21 protein-coding genes and 1 pseudogene are annotated in these 21,816 nt (G+C 64.1%); 10 read left to right on the top strand and 12 right to left on the bottom strand.

Annotated elements, in window-relative coordinates; genetic code table 11:
• Positions 1 to 47: 47 nt before the first annotated feature.
• The 5 genes from AC19YR_RS13265 to AC19YR_RS13245 all read right to left on the bottom strand — a co-directional run bounded on the left by AC19YR_RS13265 (position 48) and on the right by AC19YR_RS13245 (position 5,757).
• A complete protein-coding gene (locus AC19YR_RS13265) occupies positions 48 to 1,391 on the bottom strand; it encodes an imelysin family protein (protein ID WP_500598772.1) in 1,344 nt (447 codons plus the stop codon).
• Positions 1,392 to 1,612: 221 nt separating this feature from the next.
• Positions 1,613 to 3,664, bottom strand: coding sequence for a putative bifunctional diguanylate cyclase/phosphodiesterase (locus AC19YR_RS13260; protein ID WP_500598771.1), 2,052 nt, complete (start codon positions 3,662 to 3,664; stop codon positions 1,613 to 1,615).
• Positions 3,665 to 3,974: 310 nt separating this feature from the next.
• Positions 3,975 to 4,571: a superoxide dismutase gene (locus AC19YR_RS13255; protein ID WP_010452821.1), complete on the bottom strand. Its 597-nt coding sequence runs from the start codon at positions 4,569 to 4,571 to the stop codon at positions 3,975 to 3,977.
• A gap of 176 nt (positions 4,572 to 4,747) precedes the next feature.
• Positions 4,748 to 5,350, bottom strand: coding sequence for a LysE/ArgO family amino acid transporter (locus AC19YR_RS13250; RefSeq protein ID WP_095106516.1), 603 nt, complete (start codon positions 5,348 to 5,350; stop codon positions 4,748 to 4,750).
• A gap of 5 nt (positions 5,351 to 5,355) precedes the next feature.
• A complete protein-coding gene (locus tag AC19YR_RS13245) occupies positions 5,356 to 5,757 on the bottom strand; it encodes an ACT domain-containing protein (RefSeq protein WP_095106518.1) in 402 nt (133 codons plus the stop codon).
• Positions 5,758 to 5,906: 149 nt separating this feature from the next.
• On the opposite strand from AC19YR_RS13245, the gene AC19YR_RS13240 reads away from it, so the two are divergent.
• The 5 genes from AC19YR_RS13240 (at position 5,907) to AC19YR_RS13220 (ending at position 10,917) form a co-directional block, all read left to right on the top strand.
• Positions 5,907 to 6,794: a LysR family transcriptional regulator ArgP gene (locus AC19YR_RS13240; RefSeq protein WP_095106520.1), complete on the top strand. Its 888-nt coding sequence runs from the start codon at positions 5,907 to 5,909 to the stop codon at positions 6,792 to 6,794.
• 131 nt (positions 6,795 to 6,925) lie between these two features.
• A complete protein-coding gene (locus AC19YR_RS13235) occupies positions 6,926 to 7,918 on the top strand; it encodes an NAD-dependent epimerase/dehydratase family protein (protein WP_095106522.1) in 993 nt (330 codons plus the stop codon).
• A gap of 81 nt (positions 7,919 to 7,999) precedes the next feature.
• Complete coding sequence (locus AC19YR_RS13230; RefSeq protein ID WP_095106524.1) at positions 8,000 to 8,869, top strand: ATPase; 870 nt, start codon at positions 8,000 to 8,002, stop codon at positions 8,867 to 8,869.
• Between the two features lie 114 nt (positions 8,870 to 8,983).
• Positions 8,984 to 9,820, top strand: a complete 837-nt coding sequence (locus tag AC19YR_RS13225) for a cache domain-containing protein (RefSeq protein ID WP_500598768.1) — start codon at positions 8,984 to 8,986, stop codon at positions 9,818 to 9,820.
• Positions 9,821 to 10,026: 206 nt separating this feature from the next.
• Positions 10,027 to 10,917, top strand: coding sequence for a helix-turn-helix domain-containing protein (locus AC19YR_RS13220; protein ID WP_500598767.1), 891 nt, complete (start codon positions 10,027 to 10,029; stop codon positions 10,915 to 10,917).
• Here AC19YR_RS13220 and AC19YR_RS13215 read toward each other — a convergent pair whose 3' ends face one another.
• Both AC19YR_RS13215 and AC19YR_RS13210 read right to left on the bottom strand, forming a co-directional pair.
• Complete coding sequence (locus AC19YR_RS13215; RefSeq protein ID WP_176465026.1) at positions 10,918 to 11,094, bottom strand: hypothetical protein; 177 nt, start codon at positions 11,092 to 11,094, stop codon at positions 10,918 to 10,920.
• Between the two features lie 141 nt (positions 11,095 to 11,235).
• Positions 11,236 to 12,141: a LysR family transcriptional regulator gene (locus AC19YR_RS13210; RefSeq protein ID WP_500598766.1), complete on the bottom strand. Its 906-nt coding sequence runs from the start codon at positions 12,139 to 12,141 to the stop codon at positions 11,236 to 11,238.
• A gap of 113 nt (positions 12,142 to 12,254) precedes the next feature.
• Between AC19YR_RS13210 and AC19YR_RS13205 the strand changes: the two genes are divergently transcribed.
• Together AC19YR_RS13205 and AC19YR_RS13200 are read left to right on the top strand one after the other, a co-directional pair.
• Positions 12,255 to 13,139, top strand: coding sequence for an MBL fold metallo-hydrolase (locus AC19YR_RS13205; protein ID WP_095106533.1), 885 nt, complete (start codon positions 12,255 to 12,257; stop codon positions 13,137 to 13,139).
• 26 nt (positions 13,140 to 13,165) lie between these two features.
• Positions 13,166 to 13,780: an NAD(P)-dependent oxidoreductase gene (locus AC19YR_RS13200; RefSeq protein ID WP_095106535.1), complete on the top strand. Its 615-nt coding sequence runs from the start codon at positions 13,166 to 13,168 to the stop codon at positions 13,778 to 13,780.
• A 117-nt stretch (positions 13,781 to 13,897) separates the two neighbouring features.
• Here AC19YR_RS13200 and AC19YR_RS13195 read toward each other — a convergent pair whose 3' ends face one another.
• Positions 13,898 to 14,821, bottom strand: coding sequence for an AraC family transcriptional regulator (locus AC19YR_RS13195; protein WP_095106537.1), 924 nt, complete (start codon positions 14,819 to 14,821; stop codon positions 13,898 to 13,900).
• A gap of 337 nt (positions 14,822 to 15,158) precedes the next feature.
• Between AC19YR_RS13195 and AC19YR_RS13190 the strand changes: the two genes are divergently transcribed.
• Complete coding sequence (locus AC19YR_RS13190) at positions 15,159 to 15,491, top strand: antibiotic biosynthesis monooxygenase family protein (protein ID WP_095106538.1); 333 nt, start codon at positions 15,159 to 15,161, stop codon at positions 15,489 to 15,491.
• 42 nt (positions 15,492 to 15,533) lie between these two features.
• A complete protein-coding gene (locus tag AC19YR_RS13185; protein WP_095106540.1) occupies positions 15,534 to 15,773 on the top strand; it encodes a hypothetical protein in 240 nt (79 codons plus the stop codon).
• Here AC19YR_RS13185 and AC19YR_RS13180 read toward each other — a convergent pair.
• Positions 15,766 to 16,395 carry a flavin reductase family protein gene (locus AC19YR_RS13180; RefSeq protein WP_095106541.1) on the bottom strand — a complete coding sequence of 210 codons (630 nt, stop codon included), beginning with the start codon at positions 16,393 to 16,395 and terminating at the stop codon, positions 15,766 to 15,768. The two genes, AC19YR_RS13185 and AC19YR_RS13180, sit on opposite strands and share 8 nt — an antisense overlap.
• 172 nt (positions 16,396 to 16,567) lie before the next feature.
• On the opposite strand from AC19YR_RS13180, the pseudogene AC19YR_RS13175 reads away from it, so the two are divergent.
• Positions 16,568 to 16,762 (top strand): annotated as a pseudogene (locus tag AC19YR_RS13175) (hypothetical protein); the annotation flags it as partial.
• Between the two features lie 146 nt (positions 16,763 to 16,908).
• On the opposite strand, the gene AC19YR_RS13170 reads toward AC19YR_RS13175, so the two are convergent.
• From AC19YR_RS13170 to AC19YR_RS13160, 3 genes are all read right to left on the bottom strand, one after another.
• Positions 16,909 to 18,228, bottom strand: a complete 1,320-nt coding sequence (locus AC19YR_RS13170; RefSeq protein ID WP_500598762.1) for an MFS transporter — start codon at positions 18,226 to 18,228, stop codon at positions 16,909 to 16,911.
• Positions 18,229 to 18,652: 424 nt separating this feature from the next.
• Positions 18,653 to 19,984 (bottom strand): sigma-54-dependent transcriptional regulator, encoded by a 1,332-nt coding sequence (locus AC19YR_RS13165; RefSeq protein WP_095106545.1) that lies wholly within the window; start codon positions 19,982 to 19,984, stop codon positions 18,653 to 18,655.
• The gene (locus AC19YR_RS13160) at positions 19,978 to 21,786 is read right to left on the bottom strand and encodes a sensor histidine kinase (protein ID WP_500598760.1); all 1,809 of its coding nucleotides are present in this window, start codon (positions 21,784 to 21,786) and stop codon (positions 19,978 to 19,980) included. Before AC19YR_RS13160 ends, AC19YR_RS13165 begins: the two co-directional genes overlap by 7 nt.
• Positions 21,787 to 21,816 lie beyond the last annotated feature (30 nt).

Here is a 21,816-nt window from a genome sequence, read left to right as displayed (position 1 = left end):
GTGGGTGTTGACTGAGGGGGGTTAGCCCCTCAGTGGCGCAGGCGCGATCAGAATTCGTGATCGGCGTTGTCTGGGTTCAGGTCGGTGATGCCCAGTTTGCCGGCGGCCTGTTCGATCGAACCGGTCTGCTTGACCAGGGCGGCGATGGCGTCGCGCACGATCTGGTTGCCCGCAGTGTTGCCGGCGCCGATCAGTTGGTCGTAGTGCTCACCCTTGTTGGCGTGGTCGACGATCACTTGCATCTTCGCTTCGGTCGCTTCTAGGTCGGCCTTGAGGGCGCTGTCGGCGGCCGGGTCGGCCTTGGCCACCAGGGACGAGAGGCTGGCGCCGCTCATTTTGGTGCCGTCGGTGCGGGTGTACTCGCCCAGGTAGACGTTGCGGATGCCCTTGGCGTCGAAGAACTGCGAGTTGTGGGTGTTGTCGCTGAAGCAGTCGTGTTCGTCTTCCGGCGAGTTGGCTTCCAGGGACACCTTCATGCGTTCGCCCGCCAGTTCACCCAGCGACAGGCTGCCCATGCCGAACAGCATCTTGCGCAGGCCAGTGCCCACCGGTTCGGCTTGCAGGGTGGCGCGGTAGTTGTCGGCCACGTTGGGCTTCCAGTTGCCGACCATTTCTTCCAGGTCGCTGACCAGCAGTTGGGTCACGGCTTTGAGGTAGGCGCGGCGGCGCTCGTTGTGGCCACCGGTGGCGCCGGTGCCTTCGAGGTAGTCAGTGGCTGGGCGGTTGCCGGCGCCCGGGCCGGTGCCGTTGAGGTCCTGGCCCCAGAGCAGGAATTCGATGGCGTGGTAGCCGGTGGCGACGTTGGCTTCGGAACCGCCCAGCTCATTGAGGCTGGCCAGTTTCTCGGCGGTGATGTCCTTGACGTCGATCTTGTCTTCGCCGACCTGAATCTCGGTGTTGGCGATGATGTTGGCAGTGGCGCCGGGGTTGCCCAGGGCGTGCTCGTAGCTCTTGTCGACGTAGTCGATCAGGCCTTCGTCCAGGGGCCAGGCGTTAACTTGGCCTTCCCAGTCGTCGATGATGGTGTTGCCGAAGCGGAACACTTCGCTTTGCAGGTACGGTACGCGGGCCGCAACCCAGGCAGCCTTGGCGGCGCTCAGGGTGTCGGCGTCGGGCTTGGCCAGGAAGGCGTCGATGGCGGTTTGCAGGGTCTTGGCGGTGGACGCCGAGTCGCTGTAGACGGCGTAGACGATGTCGGCGTAGTGGGCGACAACGGCCTTGGCGGCGGCTTCGTCAACCGTGCCGGCGCTAGCGGCAGCAGGGGCGGCGGGCGCGGTGGCGGCGGGCGTCGGGGCTTGCGGCGCGCCAGGCTTGTCTTTGCCTTCGCCGCAACCGGCGAGGGAAATAGCGATGGCCAACAGACTGGCGGTAGCCAGAGGCATACGAATCATGGCGAACATCCTGCTTTTAAGAGAGGGGGCTGGCGCGGTGCGCGCGCGAAACTGCGACATAATGCAAATCTTTCGCATTATGTGTAAAGGGCCACTGTTGCAAATAGTTTTCCCCTGTGGGAGTGGGCTTTGCCCGCGAAGGCGGCCTGCCAGCCGCTGCAGAGGTAGCGAATGTACTGGTCCCATCGCGGGCAGGCCCGCTCCCACAGGGTGGGGCGCGGTTACAGGATCGCTGCGTTGCTGCGCTGCGCCTGCTTGAGGTAGGCGACCAGTTCCCGGGCCGGCAGGGGTTTGCTGTAGTGGTAGCCCTGGCCCTCGTGGCAGCCCTCGGAAATGATGTACGCCTCCTGCTCGGCGGTTTCCACGCCTTCGGCGATCACCTGCATGCCCAGGCTTTTGCCCAGTTGGATGATGGCCCGCACGATGGTGGCATCGTCGTCGTCATCGAGCAGGTCCTGGACGAAGCTCTTGTCGATCTTGATCTTGTCTAGCGGCAGGCTCTTGAGGTAGCTCAGGGACGAGTAGCCGGTGCCGAAGTCGTCGATGGCGATCAACGCCCCGGAGCGGCGCAGGCTCAGCAGGTGCTGGGCGGCGGTGCTGATGTCTTCCATCAGGCCGGTTTCGGTGACTTCCAGCTCCAGGCTGCGCGGCGGCAAGCGGTATATCTGCAGCAGGTTGTTGACCACCCGCGGCAGCTCGGCGTGGTGCAGTTGCACCGTGGACAGGTTGACCGCCATGCGCAGGTCGGCGAACCCCTGGTCGTGCCATTCGCGCAGTTGGCGGCAGGCCTGGTCGAGCACCCATTCGCCGATGGCGATGATGGTGCCGTTCTGCTCGGCCAAGGGGATGAACAGGTCCGGCGGGACCAAACCGTGTTCCGGGTGCTGCCAACGGATCAGCGCCTCGACCCCCACCACGCGGTGGTCGCGGTAGCTGATCTGCGGCTGGTAAACCAGGTACAGCTGGTCGCGGGCCAGGGCCTCGCGCAGGTCTTTTTCCAGCTCGCGGCGCCGGCGCATTTCGCTATCGACGCTGGCGATGTAGAACTGATAACGGTTGCGCGAGCGGGTTTTGGCCAGGGTCATGGTCTGCTCGGCCTTTTGCAGCAGTTTCTCGGTGCTGTCGCCGTCCTCGGGGAACGGGGTGATGCCGATGGTGGCCCGCAGGCGGATTTCCTGGTGGTCGAGGGCGAAGGGCGCTTCCAGGTCATCGAGAATGCTTTGTGCCAGCTCGGCGGCTTCGTAGGGTTGTTCGATATCGGCCTGGACCAGGGCGAACTGATCGCCACCCAAGCGCGCGAGCGCGCCGAGGCGGCCGCTGTGGGCCCGCAGGCGATCGGCCAGGGCCAGCAGCAATTGGTCGCCGGCCTGGTAGCTGAACTGCTCGTTGATGCTCTTGAAGTCGTCCAGGCCTACGCAAATCACCGCCACGCGGCGTTGCAGGCGCCCGGCGTCAACCAGGATCTTGTCCAGTTGCTGCTGCAACTGCTGGCGGTTGGGCAGGCCGGTGAGGAAGTCGTACTGGGCCATGCGCAGCAGGCTGTTTTCCGCTTCGTGGCGCAGATGGGTGTTGCGCTCGATGGATTCGAGCAACTGGTTGGCGGTGTTGATCCACATCCCCAGTTCGTTCTTTTCATGGCCCTTGAGCTGCGGGATTTTGTGCTCGCTGGGGCGGTCGGGGTTGATGGTGGTCAGGTGTTCGATGATGCGCGACAGCGGCTTGGTCAGCAGCCAGTGGTAGACCAGGTACAGCACCAGGCCCATGGCCAGGGCGCGCAACACGCCGGAGATAAAAATGATGACCGAACTGATGATGAAACTCTGGCCATAGGTGGCGGTGTCGAGGGTGATGCTCAGGTCGCCGTAATACTCGCTGTAGGGCCCGCGGCCCACCAGTTGGGTGGTGAAGGTGCGCTCCTGGCCCAGGATCAGGTCGGTCAGCCAGCGGCTGGGGGACTGCTGCAACTCGCGGCTTTTTTGCGCCAGCATGGTTTCGTTGGGATGGCCGATGGAGGCCATACGCACCGCGTCGTCCTGGAACAGCCCTTCGATCACCTGCATGCCCATTTCCCGGTCCAGGCTATAGACAGCCTGGGTCGAAGGGTCGCGGAACATATCGAGGATACGCTGGGCGTCGTTGGCGACTGCCTGGCGGGTTTTGTAGGCATCGAACACGATTTGCGCGCAACTCAGGACCACGCCGACGGTCAACGCCGACAACAGCACCACCCGGAGCAGCTTCACCGACAAGCTGTTTTTGAGTTCCAGCTTCAAAGGGTAATTCCTTGTTCCGTGCGGATAGCGTCAAGATGCCATGAGTATTGGCAATCCCGTGGTGGCAGTCAAAGGGACATTCAAGCCTGAGGTGTTTTGTCCGTCGTGTGCCCGGGGTGCAGTCGGACGCTGATGACTGTGGCGGTCGTGGCCCGGCACGACTTGAGACACGCCTGCCGATTTCCCTGGGGGTTGATGTTAGCGTGCCATGACGCGCAGGCAAGGCGCAATTGGTAGGCCGGCCTGGGTTCAGTGGGGCGCAAAATGCAAAAAACCCGGCAATGCCGGGTTTTTTGTACTGCAAGCGAGCTTAAGCGGTGAAGGTTTTGCCTTCGAACTGCTCAGCCACGAACTTCCAGTTGACCAGGTTCCAGAACGCTTCCACATACTTTGGACGCACGTTGCGGTAGTCGATGTAGTAGGCGTGTTCCCAGACGTCGCAGGTCAGCAGCGGGGTGTCGCCGCTGGTCAGCGGGTTGCCGGCGCCGATGGTGCTGGCCAGGGCCAGAGAACCGTCAGCCTTTTTCACCAGCCAGCCCCAGCCGGAGCCGAAGGTGCCGACGGAAGTCTTGGTGAACTCTTCCTTGAACTTGTCGAACGAGCCGAAGGCAGCGTTGATGGCTTCAGCCAGCGCGCCAGTCGGTTGACCGCCGGCGTTTGGCGCCAGGCAGTTCCAGTAGAAGGTGTGGTTCCACACTTGGGCTGCGTTGTTGAAGATGCCGCCCGAGGAAGTCTTGACGATTTCTTCCAGGGTCTTGCCTTCGAACTCGGTGCCTGGCACCAGGTTGTTCAGGTTCACGACGTAGGTGTTGTGGTGCTTGTCGTGGTGGAATTCCAGGGTTTCCTTGGAAATGTGCGGCTGCAGGGCATCGTGTGCGTAGGGCAGCGGCGGCAATTCGAAAGCCATGTTGATTCTCCTAATCAGGTCTGTTGCGGTGAGCGCAAGGCCGATCACGGGCGGCCAAACAAGCGCCGTGGAGTTTGTACTCTTTGCGGCGCAGGGGCTGGATCATAGCACCGGGGGGGCGGCATAACCACGCAACAACTGTGTGGGATAGAGGTTCCAGAGCGTTTGGGAATAAGTCATGCGGCGCTTATCAGCTGGTACGCCACGCCGAACATCATCGCCGCCACCAGCAGGTCGAGGATGCGCCAGGTGGCCGGGCGCGCCAGCCATGGGGCCAGCCATGCCGCGCCCAGGGCCAGGGCGGAAAACCACAGGAACGAGGCACTGGCGGCGCCCGCCACATAGGCGCCGGGTTCGGTCTGCTGGGCGCCGAGGGAACCGATCAGCAGCACCGTGTCGAGGTAGACGTGGGGGTTGAGCAGGGTCACCGCCAGGGCACTGAGCATCACCGCGCGCAGCGAGCGCACCTTCTGCCCTTCGCCCTGGCCCAGGCTTTGCCGCGAGCAGGCGCGGCGCAGCGCCAGGGTGCCGTACCACAACAGGAACGCCGCCCCGCCCCAGCGTGCCACCGCCAGCAGTATGGGGTTGTGTGCCAGCACCGTGGCCAGGCCGAACACCCCGGCGGCCACCAGCAACGCATCGCACACCACGCACAACGCGGCCACCGGCAGGTGATGTTCGCGGCGCAGGCTTTGCGCCAGGACGAAAGCGTTCTGCGTACCAATGGCCATGATGAGCCCCAATGCAACCAACAATCCGTTCACATAGCTTTGCCACATAAGGTTTACTCCGCGCCCGCCGCCAGTTGCTCAAGCACCGTCATGGCGCGCTCGGCATCGGCCTGGCCGACGAACAGATGGTCATGGAAGTACCCGGCGATCACATTGCAACTGATCCCGGCGCGGCCCAGCGCACTGGCGAACGCGGCGGTCAGGCCGACAGCGGCGAGGGCCGAGTGCACGTTGAGGGTGATCCACGCAGCTACATAGTCGAAGTTGAACCCGGCGCGCACGGCCTGGCGCCGCTCCAGAATCACCGTCAGGCCTTCGCGCTCGCGAAAACTGCCGATCACTTCGCAACCCTGGGGCAGTTGGCCATCGCGGATGGTGCAGAACACGTACTCGCCGTCGTTCAGGTGTGGGCTCATGCTGCGCAGCAGCGTGTCGAGGGCGGTTTCGCCGGCCATGGGAAGTGTCCTTGAAGATTGAGGTCGATATGCCGCGCGCGCCTTGGCGAGCAGGCTTGGGGCATTGCGCAGCATCGGATGGCTCGCATTCTGCGGTGCAGGCCTGTATAAGAAAAACAAATATTGCTGATCGCCCATTAGGAAAACTGATGTTCGACTACAAATTGCTATCGGCCCTCGCCGCCGTGGTCGAACAGGCCGGGTTTGAGCGCGCGGCGCAGGTGCTGGGCTTGTCCCAATCGGCCATTTCCCAGCGCATCAAACTGCTGGAGGCGCGCATCGGCCAACCGGTGTTGGTACGGGCCACGCCGCCGGCGCCGACGGAAATCGGCCGACGCCTGCTCAACCACGTGCAGCAGGTGCGTTTGCTCGAACGCGACCTGCAAACCCTGGTGCCGGCCCTGGATGAAGAAGGCTTGCCGGAACGGCTGCGCATCGCCCTCAACGCCGACAGCCTGGCGACCTGGTGGGCCGAGGCGGTGGGGGATTTCTGCGCCGAGCAGCACCTGCTGCTGGACTTGATCGTGGAAGACCAAACCGTGGGCCTCAAACGCATGCGCGCCGGCGAAGTGGCCGCGTGCGTGTGCGCCAGCGAGCGCCCGGTGGCCGGTGCGCGCAGCGTGCTGCTGGGGGCAATGCGCTACCGGGCCCTGGCCAGCCCGGCGTTTGTCGCCCGGCACTTCCCCCAAGGGGTGAAGGCCGAGCAACTGGCCCGCACCCCGGCGCTGGTGTTCGGCCCGGATGACTTTCTCCAGCATCGTTTTCTGGCGTCAGTGGGCGTCACAGGCGGTTTCGAGCACCATTTGTGCCCGTCCTCCGAAGGCTTTATCCGCCTCGCCGAAGCGGGCCTGGGCTGGGGCCTGGTGCCCGAGTTGCAGGTGCGCGAGCAACTGGCCCGGGGCGTGCTGGTGGAACTGCTGCCAGATAAGCCCATCGACGTGCCGCTGTACTGGCATCATTGGCGCAATGGCGGCCAACTGCTGGGCCTGCTCACCGAACACCTCGTACGCTCAACCAAACAATGGCTGGTGGCTTGAACACCCATGCCAGCGTCAACAACAACCCAGTAGTAGCTGCAAGTTGCAAGCTCAAAGCTAAAGCCAAGGCTTGAGGCTTGAGGCTTGAGGCTTACAGCTCAAAGCTTGCAGCTGCTTTTTAAGGAATATGAATGAAAATTCTGGTCACCGGCGCAAGCGGCTTTATTGGCGGGCGTTTTTCCCGTTTTGCCCTGGAGCAGGGCCTACAGGTGCGGGTCAACGGGCGTCGGGCCGAAGCGGTCGAGCATTTGGTGCGCCGTGGTGCCGAGTTCGTCCAGGGCGATTTGAGCGATGGCTTGTGGGTGCGCGAGTTGTGCCGCGATGTCGATGCGGTGGTGCATTGCGCCGGGGCGGTGGGGCTGTGGGGGCGTTATCAGGACTTTCACGACGGCAACGTGCTGCTGACCGAAAACGTCGTCGAGGCGTGCCTCAAGCAAAATGTGCGGCGCCTGGTGCACCTGTCTTCGCCCTCGATGTACTTCGACGGCCGCGATCACTTGGGCCTGACCGAAGAGCAAGTGCCCAAGCGCTTTAGCCACCCCTACGCGGCCACCAAGTACCTTGCCGAGCAGAAAGTCTTCGGCGCCCAGGAGTTCGGCCTTGAAGTGCTGGCCCTGCGCCCACGCTTTGTCACCGGCGCCGGCGACATGAGCATCTTCCCGCGCCTGCTCAAGATGCAGCGCAAGGGGCGCCTGGCGATTGTCGGCAACGGCTTGAACAAGGTGGACTTCACCAGCGTGCAAAACCTTAACGAGGCCTTGCTCGCCAGCCTGCTGGCCAACGGCTCGGCCCTGGGCAAGGCGTACAACATCAGCAACGGCGCGCCGGTGCCGCTGTGGGATGTAGTCAACTACGTGATGCGCCAGATGCAGGTGCCCCAGGTCACCCGTTACCGTTCCTACGGCCTGGCCTACAGCGCTGCGGCGCTCAACGAAGGGCTGTGCAAACTCTGGCCCGGGCGCCCCGAGCCGACGCTGTCGCGCCTGGGCATGCAGGTGATGAACAAGAACTTCACCCTGGACATCAGCCGCGCCCGGCATTACCTGGGTTATGAGCCGAGCGCCAGCCTGTGGTCGGCCCTTGATGAGTTTTGCGCCTGGTGGCAAGCCCAGCACCCTGCCTGAAAACCGCCGCGCCCGCTCAACGGGGCGGCTTAGGGGTTTATACTCGCGCCATTCATTCCGGCCGCTCACAAAGGTTGCCCCATGCGTAACGATGCACACGACGACTTCGATGACGTTCCGAGCCTGCGGGCCGACCCCCTCGATGACGACTTCGCCCCCAACCCCGCCGCCCGCGAACGCACCAGCGTGCACTCGCGGCCCGTACCGGCGGCCAAGGTCAAGGTGCCGAGTACCGGGCCGCTGTGGGCGTTGGTCGGCGCGCTGTTCTTCGCCTTTGTCGGCCTGGCCTGGTGGAGCTTCCAGCAAATCTCGCTGATGGAGCAGCAACTGGTGGCAACCCAGGAAAGCTTTGCGCGCATCAGCGAAGAAGCGGCAGGGCGCTTGCAGGCGATCTCCGGCAAGGTGGTGGCCAGTGAGTCGAACGTCAACAGCGGCAGCGAAGCGCTGAAACTGCAAATCAAGCAACTGGAAAGCAAGTTGCTGGAGCAGAACAACCAGTTGCTCGAACAGAACAAGCAACAACAAGGCGTGGCGGGGCAGGCCACCGACCTGGACAAACGCCTGGCGCAGATCAGCAGCCAAGCCAACACCCACGCCACTGAATTGCAAACCGCCACCAGCCAGTTGCAGGCGCAGGTCAAGGCCCTGGGCACCGAACTGGCCGCCCTCAAGAGCGCCCAACCGGACACCAGCAAGGTCGACGCCCAGCTCAAGAGCCTGGGCGGTGAGATCGCCGCGCTGAAAAAACAGGGCAACCCGAGCGCGGCCATCGAACGCCTTGAACAAGACCTGCTGGTGCTCAAAAGCGAGCAGGACAACCGCCCGGCCAGCCCGGCAGGTGGAGCCAGTACGGCGGAGTTCGACGCCTTTCGCGGCCAGGTCACCCGTAACATCAACACCTTGCAAAGCCAGATCCAGAACCTGCAACAACAGATCAGCGCCCGCCGCTGACCTCTGGCCCACCCGGGCGGCGATGCCGCCCCGACCCTACAAAACCTGAATACCCTCCCATAGCCGCCAACCCGTCTACGCTGTTCACACGTCAACAGAAGCGAGGAATGGGCAATGAAGTACCTGCACAAAATGGCATGGTTGGGCTGTTTGCTGATGTTGCCGCTGGCGCCGGCCCACGCGGCCGATGATGGCCAAGCCGCGCGGGCCTTGCTGGAAAAGGCCCTGGCCTACTACCACGACAACGGCGACAAGGCCTTCGCCGCCTTCAGCCGTCAGGGTGAGTTCGTCGACAAGGACCGCTACGTATTTGTGGTCGACACCAAGGGCACGATGCTCGCCAGCGGCGGGCCGTCGTCGGCGCTGATCGGCCGCGATGTCAGCGAAGTGCTCGGCCCAGACCTGCAAAAAACCTTCAAGGACGCCCTGAAAATCCCCGAGGGCAATGGCATCCAGCAAGCCGAATACCGCTGGCGCAACTGGGCCGACGGCAAGGTCGAGCGCAAGCATGTGTACTACCAGCGCATCGGCCAGCGCATTCTTGCCGTCGGCTACTACCTGCCACGGGCCTCGGCCGAACAGGCCAAGGCGCTGCTCGACAAGGCCGCCGCCGACCTGGCCAAGGACGAAAAGGGCACGCTGGTGGCCATCAACACCCTCAAGGGCGGTTACCTGGAAGATGACCTCTATGTTTTCGTCGTCGACCTCGACACCCGCCGCTACGTGGCCCACGGCACCCAGCTGCGGCTTATCAACACCGACTTTGGCAAGGTCGTAGACCCCGAGGGCAAACCCGTGGGCGAGCCGATCCTGGCGTTGATCGCGGGGCAGGATGAGGGCGAATACCAATACCGCTGGAAAAACCCGGTCACCGCCAAGGTGGAAAACAAACACGCCTACCTGAAAAAGGTCGGGCACTTCCTGGTGGCGGTGGGGTACTACAGCCCTTGAGGTCACGCACCAAGCGCTGTACCTGATAAAGCCGCCCCACGGGCGGCTTTGTTCATGGGGCCGTCAGACGTTGCCTTGAGAAAAGGCTGAACTGGCGCCCAATGCTTGCATTTTGGCCATGGCTCCCCTTCAAATGCAGGAGCAATGATGGGTAACCCGCTCAGCGGTATGTAAACCGCTCCACTCCCAGAGGCCTGGATGCAGTTATGAACAAGCCTGCCCTACCTTCCATCCCGGTGTTCACGCTCTATGGCGAAAGCCTCGGTTGGCCGACCCCGGACCTGCTGCACTGTGAAACCATCTCCCACCGCAGCCGCGAGCAACAATGGGAAATCAAACCCCATCGCCACGCCGACCTGTGCCAGTTGTTGTTTGTGCACAAGGGCCAGGCGCAGATCGAGGTCGACGGCCAGCACTGGCAGGTGGACGAGGCGGCGATCCAGATCCTGCCACCGCAGAGCGTGCACGGTTTTCGTTTCAGCGAAGAGGTCCAGGGTTATGTGCTGACCCTGGCCGCGCCCTTGCTCGCCCATTTGCAGGCGCAACTGGGCCAGGCCCTGGGCACCCTGACCGTGGCCGAAAGCTACCCGGTGGGCGCCGACGGCGATTACCTCGAAGGGTTGTTTGGCGCCTTGCAGCGTGAGTACGTCGGCCATCAACCGGCGCGGGACATGCTCATGCATTCACTGCTCAGCGTGATCGTGGTGTGGCTGGGGCGCCAGGTGCAGCAGCGGCGCCAGAGCGAACAACGCCCGCAACGGGCGCGCGAGTACCTCAACGGCTACCTGCAACTGGTCGAAACCCACTACCGCGAGCATGTCAAAGTCGAAGACCTGGCCCATCAACTGGGCATCTCGGTGTCGCACCTCAACGGCACTTGCCGCGAACTGGCGGGGCAACCGGCGTTGCAGATCATGCACGAGCGCCAGTTGCTCGAAGCCAAGCGCCTGCTGACCTACACCAGCATGACGATCTACGAAATGTCCGAAGCCCTGGGTTTTTCCGACCCGACCAACTTCACCCGCCTGTTCCGCCGGCGCGTGGGCATCTCGCCCAAGGCTTTTCGCGACCGCCTCAAAGCCGGCCCGCGCGGCTGACTACCTCAGCGCATTGAGGGTTGCGGTGTGTGGGATGCAATGCTCGGCACCGCAACTGGCGGCAATGCGCGGCTCCTGGCGTGCCTGCTCGACGCGATAGGCCGCGGCGCCGTACAGCGCCAGGGTGAACGTGCAGGTGACAAAAATGGCGAAGAATCTTCTTGTTTTGATGTTCATGGCAGCGACCTCTGAACGAATACCCGGGGGGTACTGGTTTGAGCATAGGCCAGCCGTGGGTAGATGCCATGAGATTGCTATCGGGGTATTCAGGCCGCTGATGGGCCTGTTGTTTCTGTAGCAAGCGGGCAAGCCCGCTTGCTACAGGCCCACGTCCCAAATCGGTTCCTGGGGAAAGCGCAGCACCAGAAAATCCAGCACGCTGCGCAGCGCCGCCGGCATGTGTTTGCGCGAGGCGTAGACCGCGTAGATGTTCATCTGCCGCGGTTCGGCTTGCGGGAGCAGGCGGATCAGTTCGCCGCTGTGCACATGCACGCCGGCCTGATAGCTGGGCAGCATCGCAATGCCGGCGCCGGCCAGGGTGGCGCGTAACAGGGTGCTGGCCTCGTTGGCGCTGATGTTGCCCTGTACCGGCACCGACAGCGGTTCGCCGCCCTGCTCGAAGTGCCACAGGCTCTTGCCGAAGTAGGAATGGGTCAGGCAATTGTGCTGGCTCAGGTCCTCGACCCGCCGGGGCACCGGGTGTTCGCGCAGGTACGCCGGGGCGGCGCACACCAGCGAGCGGCACACCGTCAGGCGCCGGGCGATGAGGTTGGGGTCCAGGTCGTTGCTGGTGCGGATCGCCAGGTCGATGCGCTCGTCCACGAGGTTCACCGTGCGGTCGAGCATTTGCAGGTCGATGCTCACCCCGGGGTAGCGCTTGACGTACTCGGCCATGGCGTCGGCCAGTTGCGCCTGGCCGAACGAGGTGCTTACGCTCAGGCGCAGCAGGCCGCGCGGGGCGTCATCCGGCTCGCTGACGGCGGCTTGCATGTCGGCGCTCAATTCCAGCATCTGCCGGCAGCGCGGCAGGATTTCACTGCCGGCGGCGGTCAGGCTCAACTTGCGCGTGGTGCGGTGCATCAGGCGCGCACCGACCCAATCTTCCAGTTCCGCCAGATACCGCGACACCACCGGCCGCGACAGGTCCAGGTGCTCAGCGGCGGCCGACTGGCTGCCCAGGTCCACCACCGTGACAAACACCCGCATTGCGTGAAGACGATCCATGATTTGCCCGCTTTCAGAAACAAACTATGTTCGAGCATCGCATTTTTCAGTGCCAATGACCTCACTAAGCTGCACCGATGCCATTCCCGGCCACCGCCTTCTGGAGCACTGCCATGATCGGATTTTCCACCCTCAAGCGCCTGTTACTGGCCACCGCCGCCCTCGGTTTTGCCGCCCACGCCGCCGCCAGCGAACCGGCCCTGAAGCTGGACGTGTACAACCCCGGCGAGGCGGCGATCTTCCCGGTCAGTTCGGTGCTGGTCAGCGGCCAGAAGGACGCCATCCTGGTCGATGCCCAGTTCGGCAAGGCCCAGGCCCAAGCCGTGGTCGACAAGATCCGCGCCAGCGGCAAGCACCTGACCACCATCTACATCAGCCACGGCGACCCGGATTACTACTTCGGCCTGGACACCCTGGTCGCCGCGTTCCCCGACGCCAACGTACTGGCCTCTGCGCCGACCGTGGCCCACATCAAGGCCACCGTGGCCGGCAAACTGGCCTTCTGGGGGCCGCAGATGGGCGCCGACGTGCCGCACAAAACCATCGTGCCCCAGGTGCTTGAAGGCAACAGCCTGACGCTCGAAGGCCAGTCGTTGCAGGTCATTGGCCTGGACGGCCAGCAGCCGGACCGCAGTTTTGTGTGGATCCCCTCGATCAAAGCCGTGGTCGGTGGGGTGGTGGTGGCCGAGAACATTCATGTGTGGATGGCCGACACCCAGAGCGCCCAGTCCCGCGCCGATTGGCTGGCGACCCTGCAACGCATCGAAAGCCTGCAACCGGCTACGGTGATTGCCGGCCACTATTTGGGCCAGGGCAGCCGTTCATTGGCGGCGGTGCGCTTCACTAGCGACTACATTCAAGCGTTCGACCAAGAGGCCGCCAAGGCCAAGGACGCCGCGCAACTGATTGCAGCAATGAAAAAACGCTACCCCGACCTGGGCGATGACAGCTCCCTGGAGCTGAGTGCCAAGGTCGCCAAGGGCGAAATGAAGTGGTGAAGCGAGTCCAACCAACGGAGAACGTCATGAGCACAATCGCAATTATCGGGGCCACCGGCCGCGCCGGCAGCCAATTGCTGGAAGAGGCCTTGCGCCGGGGCCATAGCGTCACAGCCATCGCCCGCAATACCGCCAGCCTTGGCCAGCGCCCCGGGGTGGTGGCCAAGGAGGTCGACGTACTGGACGCCAACGCCCTGCAAGCGGCCCTCGCCGGGCACGATGCGGTCATCAGCGCCGCACACTTTGCCACCATCCCTGCCAGTGCCATCCTCGGCCCGGTCAAACAGGCTGGGGTCAAGCGCCTGCTGGTGGTGGGTGGCGCCGGCTCATTGTTGCTGCCCGGCGGTGGAAAAGTCATCGACAGCCCCGGTTTCCCCGAGGAGTACCGCGCCGAGGCCAGCGCTGGCGGCGTCTACCTCGACACGCTGCGCCAGGAGCGGGACTTGGACTGGACCTTCCTTTCGCCCTCGGCGGAGTTCGTCGAAGGCGACCGCACCGGTAAATTCCGCCTGGGCCAGGATGAGTTGCTGATCGACGCCCAGGGCCGCAGTTGGATCACGTTCGCCGACTTTGCCATCGCAATGATCGACGAACTGGAAAACCCCCAGCATTCGCGGCAGCGGTTTACGGTGGGGTATTGAGCCCCTGAGCCGGTAGCTTTCATGTGGGCGTGAGCCTGCTTGCGATAGCGGTGGTTCAGGCACATCGCTCTCGCGAGCAGGCTCGCTCCCACAGCGGTTCACGCTTACACAAAGTCCTCAGGAGCGCAGCCGCGCCAGATCCCGCAACGGGGGCGCGCCGAACAGGCGGCTGTATTCGCGGCTGAATTGCGAAGGGCTTTCATACCCCACCCGGTAACCCGCCGCCGAGGCGTCCAGGCCTTCGGCCAGCATCAGGCGGCGGGCTTCCTGTAGGCGTAATTGCTTCTGGTACTGCAACGGGCTCATGGCCGTCATGGCCTTGAAACGGTGGTGCAGGGTCGACACGCTCAGGTTCACCGTGCGCGCCAGGTCGTCGATGCGCAGCGCTTGCTGATAGTTGCCGTTAAGCCATTTGATCGCCTGGCCGATGCGGTGGCTCTGGCTATTGGCGCTGGCGATTTCATACAGGCGATAACCCTGGGGGCTGCGCAACAGGCGATAGAGAATTTCGCGCTGCACCAGGGGCGCGAGCATGGCCACGTCCTTGGGCGTGTCCAGCAGGCGTGCCAGGCGCAGCACCGCGTCCAGCATCGCCGGGTCCAGGGGTTCCACGTACAACCCGCGGCCCGTGGGCCGGGCGGGCACGCCCAAGGGGCCGGCGTCGGCGATCAATGCGGTGATTTGTGCCGGGTCGATGTCCAGGCGCAAAGCCAGGATCGGCTCCTCGCTAGTGACATTGACCACCCGCCCGCTCAGGGGCATCGACACCGAGACCACCAGGTAATTGAGCGGGTCGTAGTTGAACAACTCGTCGGCCAGGCGCACTTCCTTGCGGCCCTGGGCGATGACGCACAGCGCCGGTTGCGCCAGCACCGGGGCGAACTCATGGCAATGGCTGTGGCGCGACATGAACAGCGAACCGATGGCCGTGGCGTAGGTGCCGTCCTGGGCGGTGTTGCGGGCGATCAGCGCGGCCAGCTCGGCGCGCTGTTTTTCCCGGTCGGCGTCCAGCGGGGCCGGGGGGTTCTGGGGCGACAGCATGGCGGGCATCCTCGGCGGCGATCGGGGGAAACCCGCACAGCTTATGTTTGTGCAAGGCCAGCGGGTAGATCATTGCTGCACAAAAGTTGCCTGATCCTGCCGGGTTTTGCGCCTATCGCCGCCGCCCAGGACCCGCCAGCGGTAAAACTTGCTTGAAACCGCGACCCTCGCGGCCTTCGAAGGCCGACCGCCGGCACCAGCACGAAAAAACGCCCGGCGCAGGATCGTGCAATAAACCGGCAGAAATCGACTAACGGCCCTGGCCCGCGCCCCTTAACCTTTGATCCTGCCGTCACCCGGCTCCGGGTGGCGCATCGACACCTGCGGAGGATCTCCCATGACCATGCCTTTACCCGTCAGCCACATGGCCCTGGTGCGTGCCCGCGCCGGGCGCTCGATGGACCTGGGCGCGCGCCTGAGCAGCCTGATCGAACCCACCCTCGGTGCCCCTGGTTGCCTGCACTTTGCCTTGCAGCATTCGCTGTGCGACCCGGACTTGTGGCAGGTCTGCGGGTTTTGGCGCGACGCGCAGGCCATGACCGCCCACTTCAACTCGCCCGCCCTGAACGTGTTCGCCCAACTGGTGCAGGACGGCGTGGTCGAGCGCCTGGATTTCCACACCTTCAGCGAGGTGTCCCGCCCACAGGACATGCAGCGCCTGGCCGGTTGAGCCGCTAGAATGGCCGCTTTTCATTTGCCCAGGAGCAGTGACATGGCACGTAGAGAGTTCGCACAATTCGAGGCCGTTTCGGCCGCTGTGCGGGGGGAGGAGGGCTACCACGCCGCCATCGCGGTCAAGGGCCTGGGCGCTTCGGGGGCGCCGCGTTTCCATAAGGTGCTGGCCGAGCAGACGTTCAACACCGCCCTGGCCGCCGACGAAGCCGCCGAGCAGTCATTGGCGTTGCTGGGCGATGTCGACGACGAAGGCGAACTGGTCTGGCGCGCTATTTGACCGCGCCGGGTCGGTACATCTTGAACAGGGCCTCGGGGCCTACCTGGAAGTAATCCGCCGGGCCGCCGCCGCGCAGAATCGGCTCGGCGGCGGCGGTGTCGTAGACGCCGTCCTTGAGCAACCACTTGGCGATATGCACCGCCACCACTTCGCCCAGCACCAACCAACTCGGCACCAGCGCCTGGTCGGCCCGTTGCAGTTGAATGATCTGGGTGACCTTGCATTCAAACGCCACCGGGCTCTCGCCCACCCGCGGCACCGCGATCACCTTCGACGCCACCGGCGTCAACCCCGCCAACGCGAACTCATCCACCTCGGCCGGCACGCTGGCGCAGCTCTGGTTCATCTGTTCGGCCAACGGCCGCGTGGCCAGGTTCCAGACGAACTCGCCGGTCTGCTCGATGTTGTTGAGGCTGTCTTTGCGCCCGACGCTGGAGAACCCGATGATCGGCGGAATGTAGTTGAAGGCGTTGAAAAAACTGTAGGGCGCCAGGTTCAGGCGGCCGTCGCGGTCCTGGGAAGAAATCCAGCCAATGGGCCGCGGGCCGACGATGGCATTGAACGGGTCGTGGGGCAGGCCGTGGCCGTGGGCGGGTTCGTAGAAATGGATGTCGTCCGGCATGGGCGGGTTCCTGCTGGGTGGCTCGGGGAGGCGCCATAGTGCTATCGGGGGCGGCGCAATTCCATGGGGAACATGGAATTTTCATACATCGGCCACCTATTTTTCACAGCGCCCACTTCAGTCTGCGCCCTAGCTCGACACCTTTGCGGTGAACACGCTGCCGCAGATCACCCTAGTGTTCTGGATCATGAAGAACAGCGCCACGACCCTGGGCGACTTCCTGACCCAACCCCATGAAAAGGGTGGGCTGGATTTCGGCACCATCGGTTCGTCGGCGGTATTGGCGTTGGTGCTGGTGGCGATGATCGCCGGGGCGTCGTATGCGCAGCGCCGCTATGGGCGCCAGGTGGCGCCTGAGTTGAGCTGAAATCGGTTAACCGTGGGTGTAGCAAGCGGGCTTGTGTGGGAGCGGGCTCGCCCGCGATGGCGATGGCACATTCACAGTGAATGCCGGCAGTTAAACCGCCCTCGCGGGCGGGCCCGCTCCCACAACAAACCCATGGCTACAACAGGTCAGTCTGTCTCGATCCGCGAGTGGGTGCGGGTGTCTTTCATCGTGGCGTAGACCATCAGGGAGATGGCGATGCACCCGGTCACATACCAGTAGTAGCCGGTTTCCATGCCTACGCTCTTGAACCACAGGGCGATGTATTCAGCGGTACCGCCGAAGATCGACACGGTCAGCGCATACGGCAGGCCCACGCCCAGGGCGCGGATTTCGGTGGGGAACAGCTCGGCCTTGACCACGGCGTTGATCGAGGTGTAGCCGCTGACAATAATCAGCGCCGCCATAATCAGGAAGAACGCGCCCCACCAGGTCTGGACGGTGTGCAGGGTGGTGAGGATCGGCACGGTGAACAGGGTGCCGAGCACGCCGAAGGCGATCAGGATCGGGCGCCGGCCCACTTTGTCCGAGAGCCCGCCGATGATCGGTTGCAGGCACATGAACAGGAACAGCGTCGCTGCCGAAATGGTGGTGGAGTCGGAGATGCTCATGCCCACCGTGTTCACCAGGTACTTCTGCATGTAGGTGGTGTAGGTGTAGAACGCCAGGGTGCCGCCCATGGTCAGGCCGACCACGGTCATCAGTTCCTTGGGATGGCGCAGCAAGGTGCGCATGGAGCTTTCCTTGGCTTTTTTCTTCTTGGTGAACGACTCGGTTTCTTCCATGCCACGGCGCAGGTACAAGGCCACTACCGCGCACAGCGCGCCGATGGCGAACGGAATGCGCCAGCCCCATGCGTACAGCTCTTCGGTGGTCAGCACTTGCTGCAACACGATCAGCACGCCCAGCGCGATGAGCTGGCCGGAGATCAGGGTCACGTACTGGAAGCTGGAGAAGAAGCCGCGACGTTCCTTGGTTGCCATTTCGCTCAGGTAAGTGGCCGAGGTGCCGTACTCGCCGCCCACGGACAAGCCTTGCAGCAGCCGCGCGAACACCAGCAAGATCGGCGCGCCGACGCCAATGGTCTCGTAGCCGGGGGCCAGGGCAATAATCAGCGAGCCGAAGCACATCAGCAGCACGGAGGCCATCAGCGCCGATTTACGGCCCACACGGTCGGCGTACAGGCCCATCAGCCAGCCGCCGATGGGGCGCATCAAAAAGCCCACGGCGAAAATCGCGGCGGTGTTGAGCAACTGCGCGGTGGTGTCGCCCTTGGGGAAGAAGGTCTTGGCGAAGTACAGCGAGAACGCGGCGTAAACGTACCAGTCGTACCACTCGACCATGTTGCCCACCGAGCCACTGAAAATCGACTTGATGCGGCTGGAGGTGGTTCTTTCTTTTGCGGGCGCAGCGGTCGCCCCGCCAGGCAGGGTATTGGAGTTATCCATTGAAGGATCCTTCATCGTCATTGTTGTTGTGGAGCGCGTCGAAGCGCAGCCTGGCAGGGCTATAGCAGAACCCGTGCCAGCAACCGAAGGCCCGGGCTAGAGGGGTTTGACAGGTTTTGTGAGCGGTAAACCGCTGAAGGTGGGAGATGGATGAGCGGAAAACCGCCTATGCCGAACGGGTGACAGGCCGATGTTGGAGGGGGCAAGCCTTTGTGGGAGCGGGCCTGCCCGCGATGGCGGCAACCGGGGCAATGAAGAGGTTGGCTATTAGGGCCCTATCGCGGGCAGGCCCGCTCCCACAGTTGAACTGGGGTGTGGGTGGGATTTTCATTTTCCTCTGTGGGAGCGAGCCTGCTCGTGATGGCGGTGACGAATGGCAGGGGTAAGACAGTTGCCCCACAGCGGCCCGATCTTTTTACGCAGGCTATGGCCCTAGAAACATCTCCCGGGTCAGCCCGTGGCGTTGCATTTTTTCGTTGAAGGTACGCCGGGGCAGTTGCAGTTCGGCGAGGACGGCTTTGATGTCGCCGTGATGGCGGGTCAGGGCGGCGCGCAGGCATTGGGCCTCGAAGGCTTCCTGGCGGGCGGCGAGGGATTGATTGGGCTGCGGCTCGTCCTCGGCCGGGGCTTGCAGGCCCAGCACCTGGCGCTCGGCGACGTTGGCCAGTTCGCGCACGTTGCCCGGCCAGTCGTGGCTGAGCAGGCGGCTCAGTTGCGCGCCGCTGCTAGGGGCGGCGTTGCGGCCCAGGCGTTGGGCGGCGGCGTGGAGGAAGTGCTCGTAGAGCAGGGGAATGTCTTCGCGGCGCTCGCGCAGGGGCGGCAGGCGCAGTTCGGCAATGTTCAGGCGATAGGCCAGGTCTTGGCGAAAGCGCCCCGCGCGGGCCTCATCCAACAGGTCCGGTTTGGTCGCGGTGATGATGCGCAAGTCCACGCTGATGCTCTGGTTCGCGCCCAGGCGTTCAAGCTTGTGTTCCTGCAACACCCGCAGCAATTTCACTTGCTGGGCCAAGGGCATGCTTTCGATTTCATCGAGAAACAGCGTGCCGCCGTCGGCGTATTCGAGCTTGCCAATGCGCTTGCCCTGGGCGCCGGTGAACGCGCCGCTTTCATGGCCGAACAGCTCGGCCTCGAACAGGTGCTCGGGGATCGCCGCGCAGTTGAGCGCCACGAAGGGTTTGTCGGCGCGCGGGCCGAAATCGTGCAGGCAACGGGCGATCAGTTCCTTGCCGCTGCCGGTTTCGCCACGGATCAGCACATTCACCGGCAGCGCCGCCAAGTCCAGCACCTGGCGGCGCAGGGTCTGCATGCTTTGCGACACACCCAGCAGGCGCGCATCCAGGCGTGCACGGTGGTCGGCCTGGGTGTGCAGGCTGCGGTTTTCCAGCACCAGGGCGCGTTTGTCCAAGGCGCGGCGCAGGCTGGCCAGCAGGGTCTCGGGGCTGAAGGGTTTTTCCAAAAAGTCGTAGGCGCCGTCGCGCATGGCCTCCACTGCCATCGGCACGTCGCCGTGGCCGGTGAGCAGGATCAGCGGCAGGTCCGGGTCCAGGGCGCGCACCTGCTCCAGTAACTCCAGGCCGCTCATGCCGGGCATGCGCACATCGCTGAGGATCACCCCGGGAAAATTCCGCGGCAGTTGTTCAAGGCATGCCTGCGCACGGGCAAAGCACTGCACCGCGAACCCCGAAAGCCCCAGCCATTGCTCCACGGCGTCGCGGATACTGGCCTCGTCATCCACCACCATCACGGCGTTCAACATGGCGCGCTCACCTCAAGGGCAATCGGCAGGGTCAGGGTGAACAGCGCACCGCCCGGAATGTTGGCCACGCTCAAGCGCCCACCGTGTTCATGGACAATGGCGAACGACACCGCCAGCCCCAGGCCCAAGCCATCACCTACCGGTTTGGTGGTGAAGAAGGGGTCGAAGACGTTGTTCAGGTTCTCGCTGGCGATGCCACCGCCGCTGTCGGCCACGGTCAGGCGCCACAGGTGCTGGTCGGCTTCGATGCGGATTTCCAGGTGTTTGAGGGGTTTGTCGGCCATGGCGTCGAGGGCGTTGCGCAGCAGGTTGATAAGCACTTGTTCGAGGCGGATTGCATCGCCCTGGACCCACGCTGGGCGGGCCAGGTGCAACGTGGTGCTGATCTGTTCATCACGCAGGCGCGCTTCGAGCAGGTGCAGGGACTGGTCCACCACCGCGGCCAGGTCGAGGCGTTCGCGCAGGCCGCTGGGGCTTTTGCGGGCGAAGGTCTTGAGGTGGCCGGTGAGCGCGGCCATGCGGGTGAGCATGGCGTCCAGCGGCCCCAGGGCTTTATGGGCGTCATCGACGCGGCCGTGGTCCAGCAGCAGGCGCAGGGTGGCCAGTTGGGTGCGTTGGGCGGTCAGCGGTTGGTTGATTTCGTGGGCCAGGGCGGCGGACATCTGCCCCAGGGCCGCCAGTTTGGCCGATTGCACCAGGCCATCCTGGGCGGTGCGCAGGTCGCGGGTGCGTTCTTCGACCAGTTTCTCCAGCTCTTCGCGGCTGCGTTGGCGCAGGCGGGCCAGGCGCCAGCGCTGGTTGAGGAACAGCAACAGGAACACCAGGGCCAGCCACGCCCCGGCGGCGGCGAGCCCGGCGTTGCGGCTGTCTTCCAGGGCGGCTTGCGGTTTGCGCAACAGGTGCAGGGTCCAACCCTCGGCGGTCAGCGGCAAGGATTCCCACAGGTAATCCTGCTCGCCGTCCGGGCCATCGACCCGCGCCAGGTAGCTGTTGTCGTCAAAACGTCGCACCGCTTGGTAGGCCAGGGGCGTGAGGGGTTGTTTGTCGTATTGGCGGGTGGCTTGCAGCTCGGCGCGGTCGGCGTCCGACAGGGGTTGCAGGTAGCGGTAGCGCCAGCCGGGCTGGTTGGCGATAAATACGATGCCGCGTGCGTCGCTGACCAACAGGGTGTCGCTGCCCTGGCGCCATTCGCGTTCCAGCTCGGGGAATTCGAGTTTCACCACCATGGCCCCGAGAAACTCACCGGCGCTGTTGTGCACCGCGCTGGCAAGGAAGTAGCCGGGAATGCCGCTGGTCACGCCCACCGCGTAGAAACGCCCGGTGCCCTGGCTGCGGGTTTGCATGAAGTAGGGGCGAAAGCCGTAGTTGTGGCCCACGTAGCTGCTGGGCAGGCGCCAGTTGCTGGCGGCCACGGCCAGGCCGGTGCGGTCCAGCAGTTCCAGGGTCGAGGACTGCGCCGCGCCGTTGATTTTTTCCAGTTTGCGGTTCAGGGCGCCTTGCTGTTCGGTGCCCAGCGGGCCGTCGAGGGCGGCGATCAGTTCCGGGTCCAGGGCCAGCACGGCGGGCAGGGCGCGGTAGCGTTCGATCAGGGTGTGCAGCGAGTTAGCGTACAGGGCCAGTTGTTCATTGGCCCGGGCGGCGTCCTCCACCAGCGCCTGGCGCTCGGCGTGGCGCATGGCAAACCCGGCCGCGAGGGCGGCGCCGGCAAGAATCAGCAAGGTGTAGAGCGTCAGGCGCAAGGGGCGAGAGGTCAGGTTCATGCTGTCGGAAATAGGCAGGAGTGGGGGCGGGCACCATACCATGGCGGCTCGCGTGCTTCATTGATCCGGCGA

The organism is Pseudomonas sp. MF08817 (genome assembly GCF_059862705.1).
The sequence above is the reverse complement of the archived record's forward strand: the minus strand, read 5'-3'. Positions and strand labels throughout refer to the sequence as shown.